This is a genomic window from Mesorhizobium sp. M0983 (assembly GCF_040318975.1).
In the GTDB taxonomy this organism is placed as follows: Bacteria; Pseudomonadota; Alphaproteobacteria; order Rhizobiales; family Rhizobiaceae; genus Mesorhizobium.
This window is the reverse complement of sequence record NZ_JAMYNH010000002.1, coordinates 518022-544341: the sequence shown is the minus strand read 5'-3', so window position 1 is coordinate 544341 and position 26320 is coordinate 518022. Positions and strand designations below refer to the sequence as shown.

Annotated in this window: 23 protein-coding genes; 10 read left to right on the top strand and 13 right to left on the bottom strand. The window is 63.7% G+C overall.

Annotated elements, in window-relative coordinates; genetic code table 11:
* Positions 1 to 12: 12 nt before the first annotated feature.
* From NKH71_RS06230 to NKH71_RS06195, 8 genes are all read left to right on the top strand, one after another.
* Entirely contained in the window at positions 13 to 1185 is a 1173-nt protein-coding gene (locus NKH71_RS06230) for an iron-containing alcohol dehydrogenase (protein ID WP_352590548.1), read from the top strand.
* A 244-nt stretch (positions 1186 to 1429) separates the two neighbouring features.
* Positions 1430 to 2536: an ABC transporter substrate-binding protein gene (locus NKH71_RS06225; protein ID WP_352642888.1), complete on the top strand. Its 1107-nt coding sequence runs from the start codon at positions 1430 to 1432 to the stop codon at positions 2534 to 2536.
* A 72-nt stretch (positions 2537 to 2608) separates the two neighbouring features.
* Positions 2609 to 3502 (top strand): ABC transporter permease, encoded by an 894-nt coding sequence (locus NKH71_RS06220; RefSeq protein WP_352494690.1) that lies wholly within the window; start codon positions 2609 to 2611, stop codon positions 3500 to 3502.
* Positions 3499 to 4293 (top strand): ABC transporter permease, encoded by a 795-nt coding sequence (locus NKH71_RS06215; protein ID WP_352484656.1) that lies wholly within the window; start codon positions 3499 to 3501, stop codon positions 4291 to 4293. Before NKH71_RS06220 ends, NKH71_RS06215 begins: the two co-directional genes overlap by 4 nt.
* Positions 4294 to 4308: 15 nt before the next feature.
* Positions 4309 to 5373, top strand: a complete 1065-nt coding sequence (locus NKH71_RS06210) for an ABC transporter ATP-binding protein (RefSeq protein ID WP_023719045.1) — start codon at positions 4309 to 4311, stop codon at positions 5371 to 5373.
* Positions 5374 to 5516: 143 nt separating this feature from the next.
* Positions 5517 to 7067 carry a cation:proton antiporter gene (locus NKH71_RS06205; protein ID WP_352791364.1) on the top strand — a complete coding sequence of 517 codons (1551 nt, stop codon included), beginning with the start codon at positions 5517 to 5519 and terminating at the stop codon, positions 7065 to 7067.
* 193 nt (positions 7068 to 7260) lie between these two features.
* On the top strand, positions 7261 to 8175 hold the full coding sequence (locus NKH71_RS06200; RefSeq protein WP_352494695.1) for an endonuclease/exonuclease/phosphatase family protein: 915 nt from the start codon (positions 7261 to 7263) through the stop codon (positions 8173 to 8175).
* A gap of 7 nt (positions 8176 to 8182) precedes the next feature.
* Positions 8183 to 9028 (top strand): EamA family transporter, encoded by an 846-nt coding sequence (locus tag NKH71_RS06195; RefSeq protein WP_023719051.1) that lies wholly within the window; start codon positions 8183 to 8185, stop codon positions 9026 to 9028.
* Here NKH71_RS06195 and NKH71_RS06190 read toward each other — a convergent pair whose 3' ends face one another.
* The 13 genes from NKH71_RS06190 to NKH71_RS06130 all read right to left on the bottom strand — a co-directional run bounded on the left by NKH71_RS06190 (position 9029) and on the right by NKH71_RS06130 (position 23728).
* Positions 9029 to 9340, bottom strand: a complete 312-nt coding sequence (locus NKH71_RS06190; protein WP_023719052.1) for a Dabb family protein — start codon at positions 9338 to 9340, stop codon at positions 9029 to 9031.
* A 10-nt stretch (positions 9341 to 9350) separates the two neighbouring features.
* Entirely contained in the window at positions 9351 to 10979 is a 1629-nt protein-coding gene (locus tag NKH71_RS06185) for a GMC family oxidoreductase (RefSeq protein WP_023719053.1), read from the bottom strand.
* Between the two features lie 29 nt (positions 10980 to 11008).
* Positions 11009 to 11770 carry a 3-ketoacyl-ACP reductase gene (locus tag NKH71_RS06180; RefSeq protein WP_023719054.1) on the bottom strand — a complete coding sequence of 254 codons (762 nt, stop codon included), beginning with the start codon at positions 11768 to 11770 and terminating at the stop codon, positions 11009 to 11011.
* Complete coding sequence (locus NKH71_RS06175; RefSeq protein WP_023719055.1) at positions 11767 to 13281, bottom strand: GMC oxidoreductase; 1515 nt, start codon at positions 13279 to 13281, stop codon at positions 11767 to 11769. The genes NKH71_RS06180 and NKH71_RS06175 overlap by 4 nt, the downstream gene beginning before the upstream one ends.
* Positions 13282 to 13286: 5 nt before the next feature.
* Positions 13287 to 14402 carry an ABC transporter ATP-binding protein gene (locus tag NKH71_RS06170; protein WP_023719056.1) on the bottom strand — a complete coding sequence of 372 codons (1116 nt, stop codon included), beginning with the start codon at positions 14400 to 14402 and terminating at the stop codon, positions 13287 to 13289.
* Between the two features lie 4 nt (positions 14403 to 14406).
* A complete protein-coding gene (locus tag NKH71_RS06165) occupies positions 14407 to 15351 on the bottom strand; it encodes a carbohydrate ABC transporter permease (RefSeq protein WP_023719057.1) in 945 nt (314 codons plus the stop codon).
* Complete coding sequence (locus NKH71_RS06160; protein WP_023719058.1) at positions 15348 to 16307, bottom strand: carbohydrate ABC transporter permease; 960 nt, start codon at positions 16305 to 16307, stop codon at positions 15348 to 15350. The genes NKH71_RS06165 and NKH71_RS06160 overlap by 4 nt, the downstream gene beginning before the upstream one ends.
* Before the next feature lie 144 nt (positions 16308 to 16451).
* On the bottom strand, positions 16452 to 17705 hold the full coding sequence (locus tag NKH71_RS06155; RefSeq protein ID WP_031194023.1) for an ABC transporter substrate-binding protein: 1254 nt from the start codon (positions 17703 to 17705) through the stop codon (positions 16452 to 16454).
* Positions 17706 to 17765: 60 nt separating this feature from the next.
* A complete protein-coding gene (locus tag NKH71_RS06150) occupies positions 17766 to 19277 on the bottom strand; it encodes an aldehyde dehydrogenase family protein (protein WP_352894652.1) in 1512 nt (503 codons plus the stop codon).
* A 15-nt stretch (positions 19278 to 19292) separates the two neighbouring features.
* Entirely contained in the window at positions 19293 to 20069 is a 777-nt protein-coding gene (locus NKH71_RS06145) for an enoyl-CoA hydratase/isomerase family protein (RefSeq protein WP_352481925.1), read from the bottom strand.
* Positions 20062 to 21663 carry an acyl CoA:acetate/3-ketoacid CoA transferase gene (locus NKH71_RS06140; RefSeq protein WP_352494699.1) on the bottom strand — a complete coding sequence of 534 codons (1602 nt, stop codon included), beginning with the start codon at positions 21661 to 21663 and terminating at the stop codon, positions 20062 to 20064. Before NKH71_RS06140 ends, NKH71_RS06145 begins: the two co-directional genes overlap by 8 nt.
* Positions 21660 to 22676, bottom strand: a complete 1017-nt coding sequence (locus tag NKH71_RS06135) for a Gfo/Idh/MocA family protein (protein WP_352494700.1) — start codon at positions 22674 to 22676, stop codon at positions 21660 to 21662. The genes NKH71_RS06140 and NKH71_RS06135 overlap by 4 nt, the downstream gene beginning before the upstream one ends.
* Positions 22673 to 23728 (bottom strand): LacI family DNA-binding transcriptional regulator, encoded by a 1056-nt coding sequence (locus tag NKH71_RS06130; protein ID WP_352481928.1) that lies wholly within the window; start codon positions 23726 to 23728, stop codon positions 22673 to 22675. Before NKH71_RS06130 ends, NKH71_RS06135 begins: the two co-directional genes overlap by 4 nt.
* A gap of 243 nt (positions 23729 to 23971) precedes the next feature.
* On the opposite strand from NKH71_RS06130, the gene NKH71_RS06125 reads away from it, so the two are divergent.
* Together NKH71_RS06125 and fcl are read left to right on the top strand one after the other, a co-directional pair.
* Positions 23972 to 25126 carry a dihydrodipicolinate synthase family protein gene (locus NKH71_RS06125; protein WP_023719064.1) on the top strand — a complete coding sequence of 385 codons (1155 nt, stop codon included), beginning with the start codon at positions 23972 to 23974 and terminating at the stop codon, positions 25124 to 25126.
* Positions 25127 to 25289: 163 nt separating this feature from the next.
* Positions 25290 to 26252, top strand: a complete 963-nt coding sequence (gene fcl / locus NKH71_RS06120; RefSeq protein WP_352481930.1) for a GDP-L-fucose synthase — start codon at positions 25290 to 25292, stop codon at positions 26250 to 26252.
* Positions 26253 to 26320: the final 68 nt, after the last annotated feature.

The following is a 26320-nucleotide window of genomic DNA, read 5'->3' as shown; positions in this document are numbered from 1 at the left end:
CAGAAGGTCGAAATGACAAAACTCGTTTCTAAATGGAATTACCCTACGACCGTCCGCTTCGGCGCCGGACGCATCAAGGAACTGCCGGAGGTGCTGGCGGCGACCGGCATCAAGCGGCCGCTGTTCGTCACCGACCCGGGACTGGCCAAGCTGCCGGTGGTGGCCTCGACGCTGAAGATCCTCGACGACGCCAAGGTGCCGTATGGCGTGTTTTCCGAGGTCAAGCCGAACCCGGTCGATTCCAACCTGACCGCCGGCATCGCCGTGTTCAAGAAGGGCAAGCATGACGGCGTCATCGCCTTTGGCGGCGGCTCGGCGCTCGACCTCGGCAAGCTGATCGCCTTCCAGGCAGGGCAGACGCGACCGGTCTGGGATTTCGAGGATGTCGGCGACTGGTGGACGCGCGCCGATGCCGATGCGATCGCGCCGATCATCGCCGTGCCGACCACGGCCGGCACCGGTTCGGAGGTCGGCCGCGCCGGCGTCATCACCAATGAAGCGACCCACACCAAGAAGGTCATCTTCCATCCGAAGCTTTTGCCGGCGATCGTCATCGCCGATCCGGAGCTGTCGGTCGGCATGCCGGGCTTCATCACCGCCGGCACCGGCATGGATGCGCTCGCCCACTGCCTCGAAGCCTATTGCGCGCCGGGCTATCACCCGATGGCCGACGGCATCGCCGTGGAAGGCATCAGGCTGGTCTTCGAAAACCTGCCGAAAGCCTATGCCAATGGTAAGGATCTGGTTGCCCGCGCCAATATGATGAGTGCCGCCGCCATGGGGGCCGCCGCCTTCCAGAAAGGGCTTGGCGCCATTCATTCGCTGTCGCATCCGATCGGCGCGCTTTACGACACCCACCACGGCATGACCAACGCCGTGTTCATGCCCTATGTGCTGGCCTTCAACCGCGAGGCGATCGAGCCGCGCATCGCCCGGCTCGCCGCCTATTGCGGCATCAAGGGCGGCTTCAACGGCTTTGCCAAGGCGATCGTCAAGCTGCGCAAGGAGCTCAAGGTGCCGCACGCGCTGCCCGGCCTGATCAAGGGGCTCGACATGGACAAGAAGCGCAAGGGCCTGATCGCCGACATGGCGGTGGTCGATCCGACCGCCGGCGGCAACCCGGTCAAGCTGACCAAGAAGGCGGCGCTGACGCTGCTGGAAAACGCCATCGCCGGCGCCGTCTGAGGCAACTTCAGCATTGCAAATCCAATTGGGAAAAACGAGGCGAAGAAAGGGGGAAAGGATGAAAGGCAAGGCCGAAACTAGTTAGCCGGAAAAATAACGGCGTAGCGATTGCTACAGCCGGTTAAAAAGAGTTTACTTTTTCGTACTGCAGGGCATCGCTTTCACAAAGCTTTCATCTGGCTGTCACACGAAAACGATACCGCATCGCAGGCGTCCAACGGCGTCAGTTCAACGGAGAGAACACATGTTCAAATTCACGGGAAAACTGCTTTCCCTTTCGGCCGTCGCCCTGATGGCGACCTCTGCCATCTCGTCGGCCCAGTCCATGGATGAACTGGTCGCCGCAGCCAAGGCGGAAGGCCAGCTCACCACGATCGCGCTGCCGCACAGCTGGTGCGGCTATGGCGACGTCATCGCCGGCTTCAAGGCAAAATATCCGGGGATCACCGTCAACGAACTCAATCCCGATGCCGGCTCCGGCGACGAGATCGAGGCGATCAAGGCCAACAAGGACAATAAAGGCCCGCAGGCGCCTGATGTCATCGACGTCGGCCTGTCTTTCGGCCCGTCCGCCAAGGCAGATAACCTGATCCAACCCTACAAGGTGTCGACCTGGGATACGATCCCTGACAGCGCCAAGGATGCCGATGGCTTCTGGACCGGCGACTACTACGGCGTGCTCGCCTTCGGCGTGAACAAAGCCGTCGTGCAGAACGCGCCACAGGACTGGGCTGACCTGCAGAAGCCGGAATATGCCAACTCGGTGGCGCTCGCCGGTGACCCGCGCACGTCGAACAACGCCGTCATGTCGGTCTACGCCTCGGGCCTCGCGGCTGGTGGTACCGGCGGCCAGGACGCCGCCGCCAAGGGTCTGCAATTCTTCAAGCAGCTCAACGATGCCGGCAACTTCGTGCCGGTCGACGCTGAAGCGGCAGCTGTCGCCCAGGGCACGACGCCGATCGTGATGAACTGGGACTACAACCTGCTTGCCATGCGCGACAAGATGGCCGGCAATCCGGAAATTGAAATCGTCGTGCCAAAGGGAGCGGTGGTCGCAGGCGTCTACGTTCAGGCGATCAGTGCCTATGCGCCGCACCCGAATGCCGCCAAGTTGTGGATGGAGTATCTCTATTCGGACGAAGGCCAGCTCGGTTGGCTGAAGGGCTACTGCCACCCGATCCGCTTCAACGATCTCGCCAAGAAGGGCGTGATCCCGAAGGAGATGCTGGACAAGCTGCCGGCCGCCGAGAACTATGAAAACGCGGTCTTCCCTACTTTGGACGAACAGAACGCTGCCAAGAAGGAAATCAGCACGAACTGGGATGCCATCGTTGGCGCCGTCGTGAAGTAATTCATAGGGCGCTGGGCGGTTCGCCGCCCGGCGCCCTATGCCAACTTCGGGAACTCCATGGCAGATTCCACAATGTCCCAGACAGCCAGCGTCAGTCCTGGCGCGCCGGAGATCAGCCGCCTTCGGCTGCCACTGCATTGGTTAGGCGTAACTCCGTTCTTCATTTTCGCGCTGCTCTTTCTGATCTTGCCCACGGTAGGGCTGGTCGCGGGCGCGTTCAAAAATGCAGCTGGCGACTATACGCTCGATAACATCATAGCGTTGTCGCAACCCAAGCTCGCGGCGGCCTATTGGGTATCCATTCAGATCAGCTTTGTTTCTGCGATCCTTGGCGCCTTGATCGGCCTGGCAATGGCCGTGGCAGTCGTTCGCGGAGGTTTGCCGTCGTGGTTACGCTCGGCGACCTTGACCTTCTCGGGCGTCGCCTCGAATTTCGCCGGCGTGCCGCTGGCATTCTCGTTCATCGCGACGCTAGGTCGGCTCGGAGTGGCGACAATCCTGTTGCGAGACATTTTCGGCATCAACATCTATTCGCTCGGCTTCAGTATCTTTTCGTTTTGGGGCCTAATCCTCACCTACCTTTATTTCCAGATTCCATTGATGATTGTCATCATCACGCCGGCGGTCGATGGGCTGAAGAAGGAATGGGGTGAAGCTGCCGCCACGCTCGGCGCAAGCAATTGGCAATATTGGCGCATGGTGGTCATCCCGGTCTTATGGCCGAGTTTTCTCGGTACGACGGTCCTCCTCTTTGCCAACGCGTTCGGGGCGGTCGCAACAGCCTATGCACTGACGGGGCCGTCACTCAACATCGTGCCCATCCAGCTGTTCGCGCAGATTCGCGGCGACGTGCTTTACAATCCGAATCTAGGCTACGCGCTTGCATTCGGCATGATAGTCATCACCGGCTTGGCCAACCTCTTCTATATCTTGTTCCAACGGCGAGCCGAGCGGTGGCTGAAATGAAGCAAGGCAGCCGCTTTTGGGCTTGGCTCGTTTTTGGCGTGGGAACCGCCTATTTTGTCCTGCCGCTTTTGGCGACCTTTGAATTCTCCTTGCGTAAGCGGCGCGGGGAATACTCCTTTGACGCCTACCGCTCAGTCTTCGAAGATCCGAATTTCCAGACGACATTTACCTACTCCGTCGTTGTGGCGGTTTTCACCATTCTTTTAGGCGTGCTCCTCGTTGTCCCGACGGCCTACTGGATTCGGCTGCGGCTACCGAATCTGCGGCCGCTCGTAGAGTTCATCACTCTGCTGCCGCTGGTTATTCCCGCTATCGTCATCGTCTTCGGCTACATCAGAATGTTCGGTTCGAATTCAACGCTGCCTTTCCTGGCGACAGCGCGCGGCACCGATGTTCTGCTGGTCATCGGCTATGCAGTGCTGGCGCTGCCTTATATGTACCGGGCGGTCGATACCGGTCTCAGGACCATCGACGTCAGAACGCTCACCGAAGCCGCACAAATCCTCGGCGCCGGCTGGACCACCATCATCGCCCGCATCATCCTGCCGAACGTACTGATCGCCGTCTTATCCGGCGCGTTCCTGAGTTTTGCCATCGTCATCGGCGAGTTCACCATGGCCTCGCTGTTGAATCGCCCAGCCTTCGGCCCCTATTTGCAGAACATCGGCGCCAACAGTGCCTATGAGCCGTCGGCACTGGCGATCATTTCGTTCGCCATCACCTGGGGCTGCATGTCGCTGATCCAGATCCTGTCGCGCTTCGCGCCGAAATCGGCAAACCGCCCGAACTGATCGAAAGAAAAAGTCATGGCCGAGCCATTCCTCTCAATACAGCAGGTGCAAAAATCCTTCGGCGCCACCACCGTGGTGCAGGATTTCAACCTCGACGTCGAGCCGGGCGAATTCGTCTCCTTCCTCGGGCCATCGGGCTGCGGCAAGACGACGGTGCTGCGCATGGTCGCCGGCTTCGAGGAGCCGAGCGCCGGCAAGATCGTGGTGGCCGGCAAGGACATCACAAGGCTCAAGCCCAACCAGCGCAATGTCGGCATGGTGTTCCAGGCTTACGCGCTGTTTCCGAATCTGACCGTGGCGCAGAACATCGGCTTCGGGCTGAAGGTCGCGGGCATGCCCAAGCCCGATGCCGACAGGCGCGTTGCCGAGATGCTCGACCTCATCAAGCTGCCGCAGATGGGCGATCGCTATCCCTATCAGCTCTCCGGTGGCCAGCAGCAGCGTATCGCGCTGGCGCGGGCCATCGCGCCGAAGCCGAAGCTCCTGCTGCTCGACGAGCCGTTGTCGGCGCTCGATGCCAAGGTGCGCGTGTCGCTGCGCGAGGAAATCCGCTCGATCCAGAAGAAGCTCGGCATCACCACCATCTTCGTCACCCACGACCAGGAAGAGGCGCTGTCGATTTCCGACCGCATCGCTGTGATGTATGGCGGCAAGGCCGAGCAAGTCGGCACGCCGTTCGAGATCTACAACCGGCCGGCAACCAAATTCGTCGCCAATTTCGTCGGCACGCTGAACGTGCTGGAAGGCACGGTCACCGACGCGGCTTCGGGCAAGGTGCGCGTCAACTCGCAAGAGGTCTCGCTCAAGGGCAAGCTCAACGGTTCGAAGTCGGGTGACACGCTGTCGTTGGCGCTGCGGCCCGAGGCGATTTCGCTAGGCCGCCATCCCGGCCGCGATTCCAGCCTTTCGGGCGAGATCGCGGAGGTGCATTTCCTCGGCTCGGTCATCCGGGTGCGCGTCGGCATCGGCGGCAGCACGGTCTCGCTCGACACGTTCAACAGCCCGGCCACGCCGCCGCCGGCCGTTGGCGAAAAGGCCGAGATTTCCTTCTCGTCGGGCGACATGCTGGTGCTGCATTAAGGACGGGCGCCTAGCGAGGTCAGCGCGGCCGATTTCCGGGCTGCGCCACAGACGCATAATAGGCGCTGAAAAGCTGTGGGACAGCCTCGATACGGCGCGACTTTGCCACTGCCAATAATCCTGCTTCACCGCTACGATAGGGCATGGCGCTTTTCGAACTGACCCTTGTTCTGCTGTTGATAGCCGTCGCGCTGACGGGGCTGTCGCGACGCTTGCAGGTTCCTTATCCCTCGCTGCTGGCACTGGTCGGGGCGGGGATTGCCTTCCTGCCTGGCGCGCCGACGATCGAGATCGACCCGGAACTGGCGCTTGCCCTGTTCATCGCGCCCGTGCTTCTGGATGCTGCCTATGACACATCGCTGCGCGACCTCAACCGATACAGGCTTCCGCTTGCGTTGCTGGCGCTCGGCGCCGTCGTCTTCACCACCGTGACTGTTGCGCTGGTCGGCTGGAAAATGGCGGGCCTGCCGATCGCTGCGGCCATCGCCCTTGGCGCCATCGTGGCGCCGCCGGACGCGGTCGCGGCGAGTGCCGTGCTCGGGCAGTTCAAGGTGCCGCACCGCATCACCGCCATCCTGGAAGGCGAGAGCCTGCTCAACGACGCCACGGCGCTGTTGATCTACAGGATGTCGGTTTCCGCAGCCGCCGGCTCCATCCTGTTCAGCAGTGCCGTACCAATGATCCTGCTGTCGACGGTTGGCAGCCTTGCCGCAGGCTATGTGCTCGGCCGGTTGTCTCTCGCGATACTCGGCCGCATCGACGACCCGGCGAGCGGCACCGTGGTGCAATTCGCCTCAACGTTCGGCGTCTGGATCCTGGCCGACAGGATAGGGCTTTCCGCCATCATCACGATCGTCGTCTATGCCATGACGATCGCACGTACGTCGCCGCGCCGCATGCCGGCAAGGAATCGTGTCAGTTCCTACTCGGTCTGGGAGACGGCGGTGTTCGTGCTCAATGTCTTGGCCTTCGTTCTGATGGGACTTCAGGCACGGTTGATCGTCGGCCGCCTTGCTGAGCAGGGGCAGGTCGAAGCATTCATCTTCGCCGCAGCCGTGCTGGCTGTCGTCATCGTCTCGCGGCTGGTCTGGGTGCTGGGCTGTGGCGCGATTCTCAGAAGGCTGGCACGTCTGGGCGATGAGGACAGGCGGAGAGACGCTCCGACATTTCGCGGCGGCGTGCTCATCGGCTGGTGCGGCATGCGCGGCCTGGTGACGCTTGCGGCAGCCTTCGCCTTGCCGGCCGATTTTCCCGGCCGCGACCCGATCGTGCTCGCCGCTTTCACTGTCGTGCTCGGCACGCTGGTGCTGCAAGGCGTCAGCCTGAAGCCGTTGCTGCTTCTGCTCAATTTCGACCCCGACCAGACCGTCGACCGGGAGGTCGCGCAGGCGCGCGTCGCCATCATGCAGGCGGCGCTGGACGTGCTGAGCGGCAAGACATCGAGTGCGGCAGGGGCGGTGCGAGAGCAATATGCGGCGCAGCGCGCCATCGCCGAAAACCCGGAGGATGCCCAGGCCGCGACCGAGTATGACAGATTGCGTCTTTATGCCATCAAGAGCCAGCGCGATGCGCTGGAGCGTTTGCGCATCGACGGAACGATCGGCGACGAAGCCTACCACCGCCTTGAGGAAGAAATCGACTGGTCGGAACTGGCAGCATCCCCGCCCGGTCGGTTCCAGCCGCTGACCACTTAAAGCGCGTCGCGTTTGGACAGCCTCTTGCGACGCGCTTTAAGTTTTTGTCTCTATGCATGTCGTTATCCCAAAACCGCTGCGCACTTTTGGGCGACAAGCATTAGCATCTGGCCCAAGCTCCCTCCGCCCGGCTGCACATTGCAAGGCCGTCAGCGAACGGCTACTGCCAGCAGGAAACTGAGCCGGATAAGCAATGAAGCTGGTCAGCTACAACATCCAGTACGGCTTCGGCAGCGATGGCCGCTACGATCTGGCGCGCTGCGCCAAGGTCGTTGCCGGCGCCGACATCATCGCCTTACAGGAAGTGGAGCGGCACTGGTTGCGCAGCAACGAGGACGACCAGCCGGAACTTCTTTCGCAATTGCTGCCCGACTACCATTGGGTCTATGGCCCGGCCTTCGACATGGATGCCAGCCGACGGCGTGAAGGCCGCATCGTCAACCGGCGGCGGCAATTCGGCACCATGCTTCTGTCGAAGCTGCCGATCGCCTGGTCGCGGCTGCACACGCTGCCGCTCAGGCGCACGCTGCGGCCGCTCAACACCCGCAATGCCGCACTCGAGTGCATGATCCGCACCCCTGCCGGCCCGGTGCGGGTGCTGTCGCTGCATCTGGCACATATTGCCGCCGAGGAGCGGCTGGAGCAGATCGAATACCTGCTCGCCGAGCATCACCGGGCGCCGTCCGAGGGCGGGCCATGGAGCGGTGCCGACGATGAGCCGGCGCGCAACTGGAGCAATGGCGAACAGGAGCCGGAAAGCCCGCTGGCGGCGATCTGGATGGGCGACTTCAACATGGAGCCGGGCAGCGCCGAGTACCGCCGCATCGCCGGCAGCGCGCCCTATCATCGCGGTGCCGCCTATCTCGACGGTTTTGTCGATGCCGCCGCCGTCGCCATGGAACCGACAACGGATTTCCATACCCATGTGAAGACCATCGACGGCAGAGTAGCAAAGCGCCGGCTCGACCATTGCTTCGTCGGCGGCATGTTTGCCGGGCGCGTGCGTTCGGTCAGTGCCGATGTCGGCCAAATCGCCTCCGATCATTTTCCGCTCTGGGTCGATATCGACATGGAAGCGCCGGTAGCCACCGGGATCGGCGGCGGATGAGCCGCCGATGAGCCTGTTTGTCTTTTTCGCGGTGCTTGCCGCTGCGGCCATGCATGCGATCTGGAACGCGCTGGTCAAGGTCCATCTCGACCGTTTCCTGTCGATTACGCTGATGACGGCCGGCATGGGTGCCGCCGCGCTGGTGACGTTGCCTTTCGTCGAGGTGCCGAAGCCGGAAGTGTGGCCATACATCCTCGCCTCGGTTGTCTTCCACATGGGCTACAGGACGTTCCTGATCGGTGCCTACAAGGCCGGCGATTTCGCCCAGACCTATCCGCTGGCGCGCGGCACCGCGCCGCTATTGGCTGCTTTGGGGGGCATTGTGGTTGTGGCCGAGATGCCGGCGCCGCTCGCTATCGTCGGCATCGTCTTGTTGTCGGCGGGCACGCTGGTGCTGTCGTTTCGCGGCGGCGCGCATCTGGAGAAGTTGAACCTGCGCGCCGTCGGCTTCGCGCTGGGCACATCGATCTTCATCGCCAGCTATACGCTGTCGGACGGCAGCGGCGCGCGGCTCGCCGCCACCGCGTCGAGTTATGCGGCCTGGCTGTTCGTCTGCGACGCGCTGTGGGCGCTGGTGCTGTGCGTCGTCTTTCGCGGCCCACGGGCGCTGCCGGTGCTGGCGCGCGACTGGAAGGCGGGAATCTATACCGGCGTGCTCAGCGGCGGCGCCTACTGGATCGTGATGTGGGCGATGACCAAGGCGCCGATCGCCTCGGTGGCGTCGCTGCGCGAAACATCGATCCTGTTCGCCATGATGATCTCGGTGTTCGCGCTCGGCGAGAAGATGACGGCATGGCGAGGTGCTGCGGTGCTTAGCATCGTCGCCGGCGTCGTTGCGCTGAGACTGGGATAGTCACGCGATCTCCAGGTCGCACACTATCAGCCCGTCCGTGCCACCTTCGAGCGCCGCGACCAGTCTCGCGCCGGCTCGCTGGTGCGCTTCATGCTCCAGATAGGCATCGCGTGCCGCCGCATCGCGAAAGTCGATGGTGAAGCCGTGCGTGAAGCCGCGGGCGAAGGGTTCTGGGCTGGTGTTGGCGCTGAACTCGACCTTGCCCATGCCGTCGATCACCGGCCGCAACGCTTCGAGATCGCCATGGATTGCCGCGCGCTCGGCGATGGCGACATCGTTGCGGAATCTGACGAAAACACAGTGCCTGATCATTCTTTGTCCCTCATGCCGCTCGGTTGGTGGAAAACACCGCCGGCGGCAGCGGCTCCCGGCCAAGGATCAGATCGGCGCCCTTTTCGCCTACCATGATCGTCGGCGCGTTGGTGTTGGAGGAGGGGATGCGCGGCATCACCGAGGCGTCGCAGACGCGCAGGCCCTCGATGCCGCGCAGCTTGAGATCGGGCGTTACCACGCTCATCGCATCGTGGCCCATGCGGCAGGTGCCGACCGGGTGGTGGTCGGTCTTGGAACTGCGGCAGGCGTAGTCGAACAGTTCGTCGCCGGTCTGCAGGTCGGGTCCCGGTAGTACCTCGCGCAGCACGTAGGGCTGCAGCGCCTTCTGCCGCATGATCTCGCGCGCCAGCCTCAGCCCCTTGATCGACATGTCGCGGTCATAGGGATCGGACCAATAGTTCGGATCGATCAGCGGGCGGTCGGCCGGGTCGGCACTGTTCAGCCGCACCGTGCCGCGCGAGCGCGGTGGCAGGAAGGCCGAGTTCAGTGTCACGCCCGGATTGTTCAGCTTCTCGACGCCGGCCTCGATGCCGGAGCCGAGGCCGAGATGCAGCTGGATATCGGGAGAGGCGGCGGTCGGATCGGCGTACCAGAACCCGCCGGTCTCGAACAGGCTGGAGGCCACGGGGCCCTTCTTCAGGAGAAGATACTGCAGGCCGGCCCACGCCGTCCAGTGCAGCTTGGCGTAGTTGTCATAGGTGTGGTTGCCGGTGCATTCGGCGATGACGAACAGGTCGAGATGATCCTGCAGATTGGAGCCGACGCCGGGCAAATCGTGCACCGGCGTCACGCCGACCGCCTTCAGATGGTCGGCCGGGCCGATGCCCGACTGCATCAGAAGCTTCGGCGAGCCGATGGCGCCGGACGAGACGATCACCTCGCGTTCGGCGTGCAGGATCGTTGGCTGGCCGCCCGGCTTGTCGACGATCTCGACGCCGACAGCGCGGCCTTTGTCGACGACGATGCGTGTCACCAGAACGCCGGTCCTGATGGTGAGATTCTTGCGCTCGCGGATCGGCCTGAGATAGGCGACCGAGGCGGAGGAGCGTTTTGCGTCCTTCTGCGTCAATTGGTAGTAGCCGACGCCCTCCTGGCTGGCGCCGTTGAAGTCGGGATTAAAGGGAATGCCCATCTCTTGTCCGGCACGGAAATAGGCCTCGCAGATCGGCAGCGGCGCGATCGGGTTCGATACGCCGAGCGGGCCCTGGTCGCCGTGAAAATCGTTGGCATAGCGCTGGTTGTTCTCGGCGCGCTTGAAATAGGGCAGCACGTCGCGATAGCCCCAACCGGCAAGGCCTTCTTCCTTCTCCCAGGCATCGTAGTCGCGTGCGTTGCCGCGCGTGTAGATCTGGGCGTTGATCGAAGAGCCGCCGCCGATCACCTTGGCCTGCGTGTACCGGAAGACGCGATCGTTCATGTACTTTTGCGGCACCGTCGACCAGCCCCAGGCGGCGATGCCCTTGGTCATCTTGGCAAAACCGGCCGGCATGTGGATCAAGGGATGCCAGTCCTTGCCGCCGGCTTCGAGCAGCAGCACCTGATGCGACGGATCTTCGCTCAGCCGATTGGCGAGTACGCAGCCGGCCGGGCCGGCGCCGACAATTATGTAGTCAGTCATGGGATGTAGTCGATCATGGCGTCACCTGTTCATAGCCTCGGCACGGACAGCGCGCCGTCGACATTGATGACCGAGCCGGTCGAAAAGCCGAGCTTGCCCCCGGCGAGCGCCGCCACGGCGGCACCGATATCCTTGCTCTCGCCCCAGCGCATTGCCGGCACCAGGCCGCCGTCGATCAATCCGTCATATTTGGCGGTGACACCCGCGGTCATGTCGGTGCGGATGATGCCCGGCCGCACTTCGAACACGGCGATGTTTTCGGCGGCAAGCCGCAGCGCCAGGTTCTTCACCCACATCGAAAGCCCGGCCTTGGAAATGCAGTAATCGGAGCGTTCCGGCGAGGCCATGGCGGCACTGACCGAAGTGATGGTGATGATCGACCTCGCACCATCGCTCGGCAGGTCGAGCATCGCTTTGGCAACGGCCTGGCTGAGGAATACGGTGCCGCGCAGATTGATGCTGAGCACCCGGTCGAAATTTTCCGGCTTGAGTTCAAGCAGGTCGCCGCGCAGGACGGTTCCGATGCCAGCATTGTTGACCAGGCAGTCGATGCGGCCGAAGGCGCTTGTCGCGGCATCGATCAGCGCTGCATGGTCGTCGAGGTCGGCGATGTCGCCGCTGACATAGGCGAACTTCGCGCCGCGCCCGGTGATGTCGGCGGCGAGCCCGTCGGCGGCTTCGTTGGCAAGGTCGGCGACGAGGATGTCGAAGCCGGCGCTGGCCAGCGCCTCGGCGCAGGCAAGGCCGATGCCGCGCGCGCCGCCGGTGACGATCGCTGCCGGGCGGCTCATGTTGCGAGCTCCGTCTTGCGGATGTGGTCGGCGACGCGCAGCGCCTGTGCGGCGATCGACAGCGCCGGATTGACGGCGGCCGAATTCGGCAGGAAGCCGGCATCGACGACGAACAAATTGCTGTGGTCGAAGGAGCGGCAGAATGGGTCGAGCGGCGAGGTCGCCGGGTCATTGCCCATCTTCACCGTGCCGCACTGGTGCGAGGGCGTGCGCTTGTCGAACGGCCGCGACAGGACGATCGGATAGCCGCAGGCGCGGAAATTCTCGCGCATCACCTTGGTCAGCCCGTCGAGCGACTCCATGTTGGAGCGCCGCCACTGCATGACGATGTCCTTGCCGTCGACCATGATGCGGCTCTCGGGATCGGGCAGGTCCTCGCACATCAGATACCAGTCGACGGCGCGGCCGGCCATGAAATCGAGCGCGAATTTGGGCGCGCGCCTGACATTGGCCTTGAGGATGTTGCCGTCGATCTTGCCGAGGAGTTGGACATTGCCGAGCGGCTTGCCGCCCTTGCCGTCGGACAGATAATAGTCGTTCAGCATCAGCGTCTTCTGGTAGACGGATTTGTTCCGGCGGCGCGGATCGATCGCCAGCATGGCGCTCGAATTGTGGTTCATGAAGTTGCGGCCGACCTGGTCGGAGCGGTTGGCCAGGCCTTTGCCGCCGCCTTTGCCGTTGGGGGAAGGCGAACGCAGCAGGATGGCGGCGGAATTGACCGCGCCGGCCGACAGGATGACCAGCTTCGGCGCGACGCTCTTCAGCGTACCGTTCTGTCGATAATGGACGGCGGCGATCGTCCTGGCGTCCGGCGATGCTTCGAGATGTTCGACATGCGCGCCGGTCTCGAGCTTGATGTTCTGGTCGGCAAGGGCCGACGCCAGCGGCCCCGTTTGCGCGTCGACCTTGCCGGCGCCGGTGTTGGGAAACGCATCCCACGGCGTGCTGCCGTCTTTCAGCCAGGCTTCGATGTCGACGCCGAGCGGCAGCGATGCCGGATGCAGGCCCAGGCTCTTCAACTCGGCGCGCGCACGCGCGATAGGCGGCTCGTCGGGTACCGGGCCGAAAGGGTAGGGCGTCGAGTGGAACGGCTCGGTCGGGTCTTCGCCGAGCGCACCACGCACGCGAAAAAGCTGCTCGGCCCTGGAATACCAGGGTTCGAATTCCTCATAGGAAAACGGCCAGGCCGGCGAGATGCCGCCATAGTGCTCCATCTCCGAAAAGTCTTGCCTGCGGTAGCGGATCAGCACCGCGCCGTAGAATTTCGAATTGCCGCCGACATAGTAGTAATTGCCAGGGTTGAACGCGGCACCCCCGGCCTCGAGCCACATCTCCTTCGGCCGGTAGTGGCCATCGACGAAGATGGCGCGGGTGTCGCGTGTATGCGGCGTCGCCGGCAGCGGTTCGCCGCGCTCCAGCATCAGGATCGAGGCGCCACCGCCGGCAAGGCCGGAAGCGATCGTGGCGCCGCCTATGCCGGAGCCGATGATGACGATATCTGGATTTGTCATGGCCGTCAGACGATGCGTCTCTCGGTCGCCGGATCGAAGAACACCGCCTTGGTCAGGTTGAAGGCGAGCGGCGTGACCGTGCCGGGCTGGATGTTGGCGTCGGCGCGCAGCCGCGCCACCACCGCCTTGCCGCCGAGATTGGTGACCGCGAACGTATCCGAGCCGGCCGGCTCGATGACCTCGATGTGACAGTCGGCGCGGGCGATGTTCGAGGCGTTGCGTTCGGCCCCTTCGGGATCGGTCAGTGCTTCCGGGCGGACGCCGAAGATGATCGGTTTTCCCTGGAACGCCGACAGGCCGGCCGGCGCATTGGCCAGCGGCAGCGAGATCGGCTGGCGCGCCTCGCGCTCCATGACGACGGAGAAGCCGCTGCCGTTGCTGCCGATCGTCGCCGGGATCAGGTTCATCGCCGGCGAGCCCATGAAGTCAGCAACAAACAGGTTGACCGGATTGTTATAGATTTCGGCCGGCGTACCGAACTGCTGCACCTCGCCGTCGCGCATCACCGCGATCTTGGTGGCCAGCGTCATCGCCTCGATCTGGTCGTGCGTGACGTAGACGATGGTGGTGCCGGTGGTGGCGTGCAGGCGCTTGATCTCGATGCGCATGTCGACGCGCAGCTTGGCGTCGAGGTTGGACAAAGGCTCGTCGAACAGGAACAGCTTTGGATCGCGCACCAGTGCCCGGCCCATGGCGACGCGCTGGCGCTGGCCGCCGGAAAGCTGGCTTGGCTTGCGCTTCAGCAAATGGCCGATCTGCAGGACCTTCGCCACCTTGTCGATGGCCTTCTGGCGCTCGTCGGCCGGCACGCCGCGCATCTCCATGCCGAAGGCGATATTGCCGGCGACCGTCATGTTCGGATAGAGCGCGTAGCTCTGGAAGACCATCGCGATGTCGCGCTTGGAGGGGTGGAGATCGTTGATCGTGCGTCCGTCGACGCGGATTTCGCCTTCGGTGATGGTCTCCAGGCCGGCAATGGTGTTGAGCAGCGTGGACTTGCCGCAACCGGAGGGCCCGACCAGCACGAGAAAGCCGCCCTTTTCGAGGTCGAGATCGATGCCTTTCAGGATCTCGACCGCTCCGAAACGCTTCTTCAACCCGTCAATTTCCAGAAAAGCCATGCGATTATCCTTTGACGGCGCCGGCCATCAGGCCGCGCACGAAATAGCGGCCGGCGAGCACATAGACGAGGAGCGTCGGCAGCGCGGCGATCATCGCCGCCGCCATGTTGACGTTGTATTCGACGACGCCGGTCGAGGTGTTGACGACGTTGTTCAGCGCCACGGTCATCGGCATCACGTCGCCGGAGCCGGCATAGGCGGAGGCAAAGAGGAAGTCGTTCCAGATATTGGTGAACTGGTAGATCACCGTCACCACGATGATCGGCAGCGAGTTGGGCAGCATGATGCGCCGGAAGATCTGGAAGAAGCTGGCGCCGTCGATCTGCGCCGCCTTCACCAATTCATTCGGAAACGCTTCGTAGTAATTGCGGAAGAACAGGGTGGTGAAGCCGATGCCGTAGACGACGTGGACGAACACCAGGTTCACCGTCGGATTGCCGAAGCCGAAGGTGAGGCCGGTCGCGTTCTGCAGTTTGACGCCGAACCGGCCGAAGCTGCCGAGGATCGTTGCCATCGGCAAGAGAACCGATTGGAACGGGATGAAGCAGGCAAACAGCATCAGCCCGAACACCAGCGTCGCCCCGCGAAAGCGCCACTTCGTCAGCACATAGCCGTTGAGCGCGCCGAGCAGGGTCGAGATGACGACCGCTGGAACCACCATCTTGATCGAGTTCCAGAAATAACCCTTCATGCCGACGCAGGTGAGACCCGAGCAGACCTCGCTCCACGCCCTTATCCAGGGTGCGAAAGTCGGCGCTTGCGGCAGCGCCAGCATGTTGCCGTTCTGGATTTCGTCCATGGTCTTGAACGAGGTCACCAGCATGACGAATAGCGGCATCAGGTAGAACAGCGCGAACAGCGCCAGCAGCCCGTAGATGACGATGCGGTTGACCGTCCTGGCGCGGATACCGCCAGTGTTCTGGCGAGCAGGAGTGGCCACGGCGCTCATCGCGGCTTCTCCCGGAGCTCGGAATAGAGATAGGGAACGATGATCGCGGTGATGGTCATCAGCATGATCACGGCGCTGGCCGAGCCGACGGCCATTTCGTTGCGCTTGAAGGTGTACTCATACATGAAGTTCGACGGCAGCCAAGCCGAGCCGCCCGGCCCGCCGCTGGTCAGCGCGACGACCAGATCGTAGGACTTGATGGCGAGATGCGCGAGCACGATCAACGCCGAAAGGAAGATCGGCCGCAGCAGCGGAATGACGATGCGGCGGTAGAGCTGGAAGGTGGTGGCGCCGTCGATCTGCGCCGCCTTCATGATCTCGCCGTCGATCCCGCGCAGGCCGGCCAGGAACATCGCCATGATAAAGCCCGAAGCCTGCCAGACGCCGGCGATGACCACCGTGTAGATGACGAAATCCTTGTTCTTGATCCAGTCGAAATGGAAGCTCGTCCAGCCCCACTGGTGCAACGTCTGCTCGAGGCCGAGGCCGGGGTCGAGAAACCATTTCCAGGCAACGCCGGTGACGATGAAGGACAGTGCCATGGGGTAGAGATAGATCGGCCGCAACATGCCTTCGCCGCGGATCTTCTGATCAAGCAGGATCGCCAGGAACAGGCCGAGTGCCAAGCAGATGGAAATATAGAGGAAGCCGAAAATCCCCATATTGGTGATCGACGTGTACCAGCTGGACGGCGGATCGCTTTCGAAGGTCCAGCGCCATAGCCGCTGATAGGCGCGTGGCCCGGTGATGGCGTAGGAGGGAAAGGTCTTGGAGTTGGTGAAGGACAGATAGATCGTCCACAGGATGAAGCCGTAGACGAAGACGACGGAGGCGGCAAAGCTTGGCGCTAGCACGAGCTTCGGCAGCGCGTCCTGAAGGCGCGAGCGCACAGAGGCGCCCGGACGGGCATCGTGCTCCGGCGTCAGCGTGATACTGGTTTCAGCAACTGTACTCATCTGTCCATTCCGTATGGCGGGTCCGGAATTCGGCTGTCGCGGGCTCTGCGGCACGAAAGCGTGCCGGTCGGCGCAACCGCAAAACCTCGCCGCAGGGAAATCTCCCCGGCTTGCGCCGGGGAGATCATTCACATCGGCGGTGCCTTACTTGGCGTCTTCGATCGCGCTGACCAGTTGGGTCACGGCCTCGTCCGAGGTCTTGATCTGGCCGTGCACGAACTTCGAGACGACATCCTTGTAGGCGTTGGCAACCGCCGGAGGCGCGCCATAGCCTTGCGCCAGCGAACCGAACAGCGTGCCGCCTTCATTGGCGGCCTTCAAATCGGCCATGCCCTTCTTGCCGCAAGCGTCGAAATCGGTGTCCGGCACGTCGGTGCGGGCCGGAACAGAGCCCTTGACGACGTTGAAGGCCGACTGGAAGCTCTTCGACAGAGTGGCGGTGGCCAAGGCGATCTGGGCGGCCTTGCGGTCCTCCGGAACGTTGAACATGCCGAACATGTCGGAGTTGTAGACGACGCTGCCATCGGTGCCGGGGAAGCGGTAGCACAGGAAGTCGGTGCCGGGGACCTTCTTGGCGGCGTTGAATTCGCCCTTGGCCCAGTCACCCATCACCTGCACCAACGCATCGCCCTTGATGACCATGGCGGTGGCGAGGTTCCAGTCCCGGCCCGAGAAGTTCGGGTCGACATAGGTGACGAGCTTGGCGAGATTGTCGAACGACTTCTTCATCGTGTCGGACTTCAGCGACTCCTCGTCGAGGTCGTTGAAGGCCTTCTTGTAGAACTCGGGCCCGCCGGTCGACAGCACGACCGAGTCGAACATGGTGGCTTCCTGCCAATTCTGGCCGCCCAGCGCGAGCGGGATGACGCCCGCCGCCTTGGCTTTGTCGAGCAGCGCGATGAAGTCGTCGAAGGTCTTGGGCTCGGTGCCGCCGATCTTGTCCATCACCGCCTTGTTGATCCACAGCCAGTTGACCGAGTGGACGTTGACCGGGGCCGCGACCCACTTGCCGTCATAGACCGAGAATTTCTGCAGGGCCGCGGGAACGGACTTGTCCCAGCCTTCCTTTATCGCCGTCTCGGTCAGGTCGCCCATGACGCCGGCTGCGGCGTAGTCGAGCACGGTATAGCCAAGCATCTGCGAGGCGGTCGGGTAGTTGCCGGCCGCCACCATCGCCTTCAGCGCGGTCATGGCGGCGTCGCCGCCGCCGCCGGCCACCGGCACGTCCTTCCAGGCAAAGCCTTCCTTGGCCAGATCCTGCTTGAGCACGTTCAGAGCGGCAGCTTCGCCGCCCGACGTCCACCAATGCAGCATCTGGACTTCCTTGACGTCCTCGGCATGGGCCGCGAACGCAACGCCCGACGCGAGTGCCGTCCCGATAAGCAGTTTGCGCAACATGTACTTCCTCCCTTGTTGAACTTACAACGACCGGCGGATGGCCACCGGGTTCTTCCCAACTCAGCCGACCCACCATCCGGTGCGCTGGCCGCGATGAAACTGGATTGTCTTTTCCTCGGTATAATCCTCGACGGCGCGCTTGCCGAGTTCGCGTCCCAAACCGGACTGCTTGTAGCCGCCGAAAGGCAGTTCGGGGTAACCCTCCATGAACGTGTTCACCCAAACGGTTCCCGAACGCACATTCCGCGCCGCCGACATGCAGGTATCGATGCTGGCGCTCCACACGCCCGCCGACAGACCATAGGGCGTGTTGTTGGCGATGTGCAACGCCCTTTCAATCGATTCAAAAGTCAGCACCGAGAGCACCGGACCGAACACTTCCTCGCGCGCAATGGCCATGTCTTCGGTGACGTCGCGAATGATGGTCGGGTCGAGATACTGGCCGGCGCTGGAAGCAAGTTGCTTGCCGCCAGTATAAATCCGGCTGCCGTCGTTTTCCGCTGCCGTCACGTAGCCGGTGACCTTGGCCACATGGTCGGCGGAGATCATCGCGCCAACCTTGGTGCGGTCGTCGAGCGGGTCGCCGACAACCACCTTGGCGGTGAGGGCTTTGACGGCGCCGAGGAACTCGTCGGCGATCGCCTCATGGACGATCAGCCGGCTGCCGGCATTGCAACATTCGCCGGCATTGAAGAAGCCGCCGAATACCGCCGCGTCGGCGGCGGCCTCGAGGTCGGCGTCGGGAAAGACGATCTGGCCGTTCTTGCCGCCGAGCTCCATCGAGACTTTCTTCAGCGAGTTGGCGGCAGACGCCATGGTCATCTTGCCGACGCGGGTGGAGCCGGTGAACGACACCATTTCGACCAGCGGATGGCTGACCATCGGTGCGCCGACATCGGCGCCCAGCCCGGCAAGGATGTTGACGACGCCATCGGGCAAGCCGGCCTGCATCAGGATCTCGCCGAGCACGAAGGTCGAGGCCGAGGTCATCTCGCTCGGCTTGACCACCGCCGTGCAGCCGGCGGCGAGCGCGAAGGGCAGTTTCTGGCTGACGATAAGGAACGGGAAATTCCACGGCGTGATGATCGAGACGACGCCGATCGGTTCGCGCAGCACGACACCGAGCATGGCATCGCCGAGATTGGCGTAGCTTTCGCCGTGAAGCGTGCGGGCGAGTGCCGCAGCATAGCGCCAGATGTCGATGGCGCCGCCGATCTCGCCGCGCGCCTGGGCAATCGGCTTGCCGGATTCCAGCGCGTCGAGCCGGGCAATCTCGTCCAGTCGCGCCTGGATCAGGCCAGCCGTCTTGAGCAGGATCGCGGCGCGCTCGGCGGCTTTCATGCGCGGCCACGGGCCGGTCTCGAAGGCCTTGTGCGCGGCCTGTACCGCCGCCTCGACGTCCGCCGCGCCGGCTTGCGCATAGCGCGAAACGGTGAAGCCGTGGCCGGGGCTGCTGCGCTCCAGCGTGCGGCCGTCCTGGGCGCCGACGAACTTGCCGTCGATCAGCAGCCGGTAGCTTTTCGGCGCTGCGGCTGCCTCGGCGGGCATGGTGATGTTAAGAGGCGCGTTCATGTGAGTTTCAGGTTCCTATGATCTTGAAAACGCCGGTTTCTGCTTGGCTTTGAAAGCCTCGACGCCGGCCCTGAGATCGCTCGTCAGCGCAACGAAGCCGCTGGCCAGCGCTTCGGTCGCGGCGGCACTCTCTTCGCCTTCGGCGATGGCAATCATCAGCTTGGCGGCTTCGGTTGCCAGCGGCCCGCGCTCGGCGATCTTGCCGGCCCAGGCCTTGGCGTCCGCGAACGCCTTGCCGGTCTCGACCGCCCGGTCGACAATCCCCAACGCCATCGCATCGGTTGCCAGAAACACCTCGCCGCCAAGCGCCATCCGCCGCACCGCCTGTGCACCGAACCGGCGCACGGCGCGCTGTGTGCCGGACCAGCCGGGAACGACGCCGATCGAGGTCTCGGGGAAGCCCAGCTTCACCTGTGTTTCTGCCACGCGAAAGTCGCATGCAGCTGCCAGTTCCAGCCCACCGCCCAGCGCATGGCCGGCAAGCACGGCGATCGTCGGCTGCCGCAGCCGCGCCAGCCGGTCGAAGACGCGGTGGCCGTGGCGCACCCATTGCACCTGGAAGTCGACAGCGCTCATTTCTGCCCATGCTTCGACATCGCCGCCGGCGCAAAAGCCCTTGCCTTCGCCGCAGACCAGCACGACGCGGACGCCATCCGCCGCCTCGGCCTCGTCGAGTGCTGCTTCCAGCGCCCGCAGCATCGGAATGTCGAGCGCGTTGAATTTCTCCGGCCGGCGCAGCGTGACAATGCCGATGGCGCCGTCAGTTTCAAAGGTTACTAGACGCTCAGCCATGTGCGCCCCCAAGCGAGGCGCCGCTATTAAGCAACAGGCCGATCGGTCGGTCGTGGTAGAGCGCGTCCGGCGTCACTTTGAGGTCGTTGGCGACAGCAAGCGGGATCTCGGCCTGCGCCAGCACATCGCGTTCAAGGTCGATGCCCGGCGCCAGCTCGGTGACCATCAGCCCTGCCGGCGTCAGCTTCATCACGCAGCGCTCGGTGATGTAGGTGATGTCCTGCCCTTGGGCGACGGCACGCTTGCCCGAGAAGGAGATGTGCTCGACCTCGCCGACGACTTTCTTGACCTTGCCCTCCTGGTCGATGCGGATGCCGCCATCGGCCAATGAGAGTTTGGCACCGGCATTGAAGAAACCGGAAAAGACGATCTTCTTCGCCCGCGCGGTGATGTCGACGAAGCCGCCGGCGCCGGCGGTGACATGCGGCCGCGCCGAAAGCTTCGAGACATTGACAGAGCCGTGGCGGTCGATCTGCAGGAAGGACAGCAGCGAGGCGTCGAAGCCGCCAGCCTGAAAATAGATGAACTGGTGCGGCGAGGGCATGAAAGCGTCGGCGTTCGACGAGCAGCCGAACTTGAAGTCGAGCAGCGGCACGCCGCCAACCGCGCCCTGTTCGATGACCCAGGTGACCTTGCCGTGCTGGCCTTCCTCGAGCAGGATGCGCGGCACATTGGCCGAGATGCCGAAGCCGATATTGACGACCATGCCGTCGGCAAGCTCCATGGCGACGCGGCGGGCAATGACCTTCTGGACGTTCATTTCAGCGTTGCGAAAGCTCGACAGTGGCCGGAAGATCTCGCCGGAGATGGCCGGATCGTAGGGCGTCAGCGTCGTCTGCAACTGGTCGGGCGCCACCACGATATGATCGACCAGCACGCCGGGCACACGCACATCGTGCGGCTTCAGCGTGCCGTTCTCGACGACGCGCTTGACCTGCGCGATGACGATGCCGCCATTGTTGCGAGCGGCCAGCGCCTGTTCGAGGCCGCCGAGATAGGCGCCTTCATGCTCATAGGTGAGGTTGCCGCGCTCGTCGGCGGTGGTGGCGCGGATGATCGCGACCTGCGGCACGATCGAGCGGAAATAGAGCCACTCCTCGCCATCGAACTGCTGCACGGAAACGATCGGCTCGCTGGCGGCGGCATTCATGGCGCAGCCTTGGTGGCGCGGGTCGGCGAAGGTGTCGAGCCCGACCTTGGTCAGCACCCCGGGGCGCTTGGCGGCGGCCTCGCGATGCATGTCGAACAGGATGCCGGACGGCACGTTATAGGCGGCGACCGAATTGTCGCCGATCATCTTCCAGATCTGCGGCGGTTCGGACGAGGACGGCCCGGATGGATAGGAGCCGCACAAAGTGCGCTTCAACAAGCCGGGCTTGGCGAGATGATCAATGCCCTTGATGCCGTACATGTCGCCGGCGGCGATCGGGTGCAGCGTCGTGATATCCTTGGGATGCCCATCCGCGTCGAAGCGCTCGCCGATGGCGGCCAGCACCGCGTCCGGACAGCCGAGGCCGCTCGACGATGACACGGAAACGACCATACCATCCTTGATCAGGCCGGCAGCCTCAGTCGCGGAGACGAGCTTGCTCACCCAGCACTCCCGAGCTTCGGGTCGATGGCAACGGCCTTGCCGGACCTGGCCGACTGCAATGCCGCTTCGGCCGCGGTCAGCGACCAGACGCCGTCCTCGCCGGTGGCGGAAGGCTGGCCCTCGCCGCGGATCGCCGCGTGGAATTGGCGCAGCGAACGGGCATAGAGGTCTTCGCGATCGAAGCTCAATTCCTCCTCGCCCTGTGCCGTTCGCAGCAACACAGAGCCGACTGGCTTCTGCGTCATCACGTCCCTGCCGATCAGCGAGCCTTCGGTGCCATGCACCTCGAAGCCGGTCCCGGCGAATTTTGTCGTGAAGCCCTCATGCGACTGGGCGATGACGCCCGATGCGAAGCGCCAGAGGCACATGGCGCCGTCTTCCAGCCCGCCGGCGGCCATGCCGGCCGATTGTGTGAAGGCCGAGATCCCGACTGGATCGTCGCCGAGCACGAAGCGCAGCGTATCGGCATCGTGGACGGTGATGTCGAGCACCACGCCGCCGCCGGCGTCCGGCCTGGTGATGCGCCAGCCCTGCAGGTTTTCCGGCAGATAGACAGAGTGGAAGACGCGCGCGGCGATCGGCCTGCCGATGCGGCCGGCAGCGATCGCTGCGCGCATCGCCCGATGCGAGCCGGCATTGCGCAAATGGTGATTGGTGCCGAGCACGACGCCGGCAGCCCTGGCGGCGGCGACCATCTTGCGGGCGTCGGCGCTGGTCAGCGCCAGTGGTTTTTCGCAAAGCACATGCTTTCCCGCCTCGATAGCGGCGAGTGCCTGTTCGAGATGCAATTCGTTGGTGGTCGAGATGTAAACGGCGTCGATGTCGGAGCTGAGCAATTCATCAAGCGCCGAGACCGCCGCCGGAATGCGGTTTTCGCTGGCATAGGTGGCGGCGCGCCCCGGGCTGGAGCTCATCACTGCGGCGATCTCGCCGTCCGGCTGCGCGCGGATGGCGCCGATCATGAACTGTCTTGCGATCGTGCTGGCGCCGATCAGCCCCCAACTGACGGTCATGCCGCGTCTCCCATTCCTGCGCAGCTATGTCCCTTGCGATCGGGGCCGCAGCTTTCCCTGACCACGAGGTTGACGGCGCCGATATGATCCTCGGCGCGCGTGGTGCGCGATTGGATCATCTTCAGCACGACATGGGCGGCGCGCTCGCCGAGACCGGCGGTGTTCACCGCGACGCTGGTCAGCGCCGGCATGTAGTGTTCGGCCTCGGCCACGTCGTCGAAACCGACGACGGCAAAATCCGCGCCGGGTTCCAGGCCGCGCTTGCGCAGGGCCAGCAAGACGCCGAAGGCGACCGCATCGTTGAAGCAAAGCGCCGCGGTCGGCGGCGCGGCCATGGCGAGCGCGGTTTCCAGGCAGGCAATGCCGCCCTTGCGGCTGGTTTCGCCCTCGAAGACCAGCCTGTCGGCCGGTGCGATGCCGAGCGCTTCACAGGCCTCGCGAAAGCCGCCCAGCCGCTCGTGATAGACGACAAGATCGGGCGAGCCGCCGAAGAAGGCCAGCCGGCGATGCCCCTTGCCGATCAGATGGGCGGTGGCAAGATAGGCGCCGCGATGGTTGTCGGGCGCGATCACCGGAATGCGGCTTTCAGGAAGCCGGCGCATGACGAAGACGACCGGAACGCCCGCGGTCTCAAGCCGGCGGAAGGCGCCAGGCGCGGTGCCGCGCGCCGGCGACACGACGAGCCCGGCGACCCCTTGCTCCATCAGCGATTTCAGCACCTCTTCCTGGCGCACCGGGCTCTCCGCCGTGTTGGCGATGAAAGGCACGATGCCAGCCGACTGGAAGACGCGCTCCATGCCGACCGCCATCTCGGCGAAAAACGGATTGGTAAGATCGTTGATGACCATGCCGATGACGTTGGAATGGGCCTTGCGCAGATTGGCGGCGCCGCGGTTGTAGACATAGCCGACATCCTCGATCGCCTTGCGCACCTTGAGCGCAGTTTCAGGCCGGATCAGCCCGCTGCCTTGCAGCACCAGCGAAACCGTCGATTTGGACACGCCCGCCTCACGGGCTATGTCGAGTATCGTTGCCTTGGCCCGGCTGGCCATCCAGATCTATCCTCCCGATGGTTTCTTATGCGATTTATTGGAACGATCTAATCCCTCCTATGGATTTGAGTCAATCGCGTTTTTGCGAATCCGTGAAAATGCGGCTCATGGCGCCCAATTGCGAAGGAGTGTATGGCTTTCTGCTGTTGCGCTGCCGCAATTCGACCGGCGCACGGCGGAGCGGCAAAGCATCTTGATTTACTGGAACGTTCCATTTAATAGGCGCTGGGAAGGGAGAGAGCCATGGACATCACCTTGCCAGGGGAAGGCGGCGGCCGCATCCGCTACCGGCTTGTCGGCCAGCCGGTGCAGCCTGCGGCCGGCGCGCGGTTCTCGCGCATCGCCTATGCCGCCGCCCATGTGGTCGCCGATCCTGTGGCGATGACCGATCCGTGGTCCCGGCCGGCAGTCGACTGGGACAAGACGATGGCGTTTCGCCGTCACCTTTGGCGGCTCGGCTTCCGCGTCGCCGAAGCGATGGACACCTCGCAGCGCGGCATGGGTTTCGACTGGGCAAATGCCAGGGAATTAATCCGCCGCTCGATCGCCGAGGCGCGCAGCGTCGACGGCGCCGATCTCGCGTCGGGCGCCGGCACCGACCATCTGGCGCCGGGCGCCGCGAGCACGCTCGCCGATGTCATCGCGGCCTATGAAGAGCAGCTCGGCTTCATCGAAGGACTTGGCGGCAAGGCGATCATGATGGCCAGCCGTGCACTGGCGGCGGTCGCCAAAGGGCCCGACGATTATGTCAGTGTCTACGACCGCATCCTGTCCCAGTCCTCCGGCAAGGTCATCCTGCACTGGCTGGGCGATATGTTCGACCCGGCGCTGAAAGGCTACTGGGGCAGCAGCGATTTCGAAACTGCGCTCGAGACGGTGATCGCGATCATCGAACGCCATGCCGGCAAGGTCGAAGGCATAAAGATATCGCTGCTCGATGCCGGCAAGGAGATCGCGCTCAGGGACCGGCTGCCCGAGGGCGTGGTGATGTTCACTGGCGACGACTTCAACTACCCCGAGCTGATCGCCGGCGACGGCGACAGGCATTCGCACGCGCTGCTCGGCATTTTCGATGCCATCGCGCCCGTCGCCAATGCGGCGCTGGCAAAGCTGGCCGACGGCGACCGCGCCGGCTATGACGCGCTGATGGTCCCGACAGTGCCGCTGTCGCGCAAGATCTTCGAGGCGCCGACCGAATATTACAAGGCCGGCATCGTTTTCATGGCATGGCTTAACGGCCATCAGGAGCACTTTTCGATGATCGGCGGCATGCAATCGGCGCGCGGCATCCGTCACTATGCCGATGTCTTTCGCCTTGCCGATCAGGCGGGGTTGCTGGCCGAGCCGGAACTCGCCATCGCCAGAATGACAAGCCTCTGCGCAGTAGCGGGTGTCTGATCGCTAGACGTTACAGCGTCTGATCCAAACGCCTGGTTTGGGCGGTTTTGCGATTTGGCTTGTCTGGATAAATCTGTATGCGGTATGCGTCCGGCAACAGAGAAGCCGATCCGGCGCTCCGCCGGCCACTGGCAAAGCTGCCGTTCTGCATTGGGGTGAGTTGATGACCTTCGACCTTCAGGGCAAGCGCGTTTTTGTCGCCGGGCATCGCGGCATGGTCGGCTCGGCCATCCTGCGCAGATTGGCCGACGAGGATTGCGAGGTCCTGACCGCCTCGCGCGCCGAGCTCGATCTTCTCGACCAGGCCGGGGTGCGGCGCTGGATGGCCGACCGCAAGCCGGATGCAGTGGTGATGGCAGCGGCCAAGGTCGGCGGTATCCTGGCCAACGACAGGCTTCCGGTCGATTTTCTGCAGGACAACCTCGTCATGCAGAACAATGTCATCGACAGCGCCTTCCGTAACGAGGTGCAGAAGCTGCTGTTTCTCGGTTCATCCTGCATCTATCCCAAATTCGCGGCGCAGCCGATCTCCGAGGACGCCTTGCTGAGCGGCCCGCTCGAACCCACCAACGAATGGTATGCGATCGCCAAGATCGCCGGACTGAAACTGTGCCAGGCCTACCGGCGCCAATACGGTGTCGACTACATCTCGGCGATGCCGACCAATCTCTACGGCCCGGGCGACAATTTCGACCTCAATTCCAGCCATGTCGTGCCCGCTCTGATGCGCAAGGCGCACGAGGCCAGGCGCGCCGGCCGCAAGAGCCTGGAGGTGTGGGGATCGGGCACGCCGATGCGCGAATTCCTGCATGTCGACGACGCCGCCGACGCCCTGGTCTGGCTGTTGAAGAATTATGCCGGCGACAGCCACATCAATGTCGGCTCTGGGGAAGACATCACCATTGCCGACCTTGCCCGCACCATCGTGTCGGTCGCCGGCGCCGATGCCACGATCACATTCGATCCGACAAAGCCGGACGGCACGCCGCGCAAGCTGATGGACGTATCGCGCCTGTTCGCCACCGGCTGGCGCCCGCGCTACTCGCTGCGCAGCGGATTGGAACAGACCTATGCGTGGTTTCTGGAGCACGTCGAGACTGGCGATCTTCGCCTCGGCGCGGCCTGAGGTCGGTATTGGCGAGCTCGGCGTCAGGATCGGATCAGGCCGAGAACGTCAGCCGATGAAAACACCGA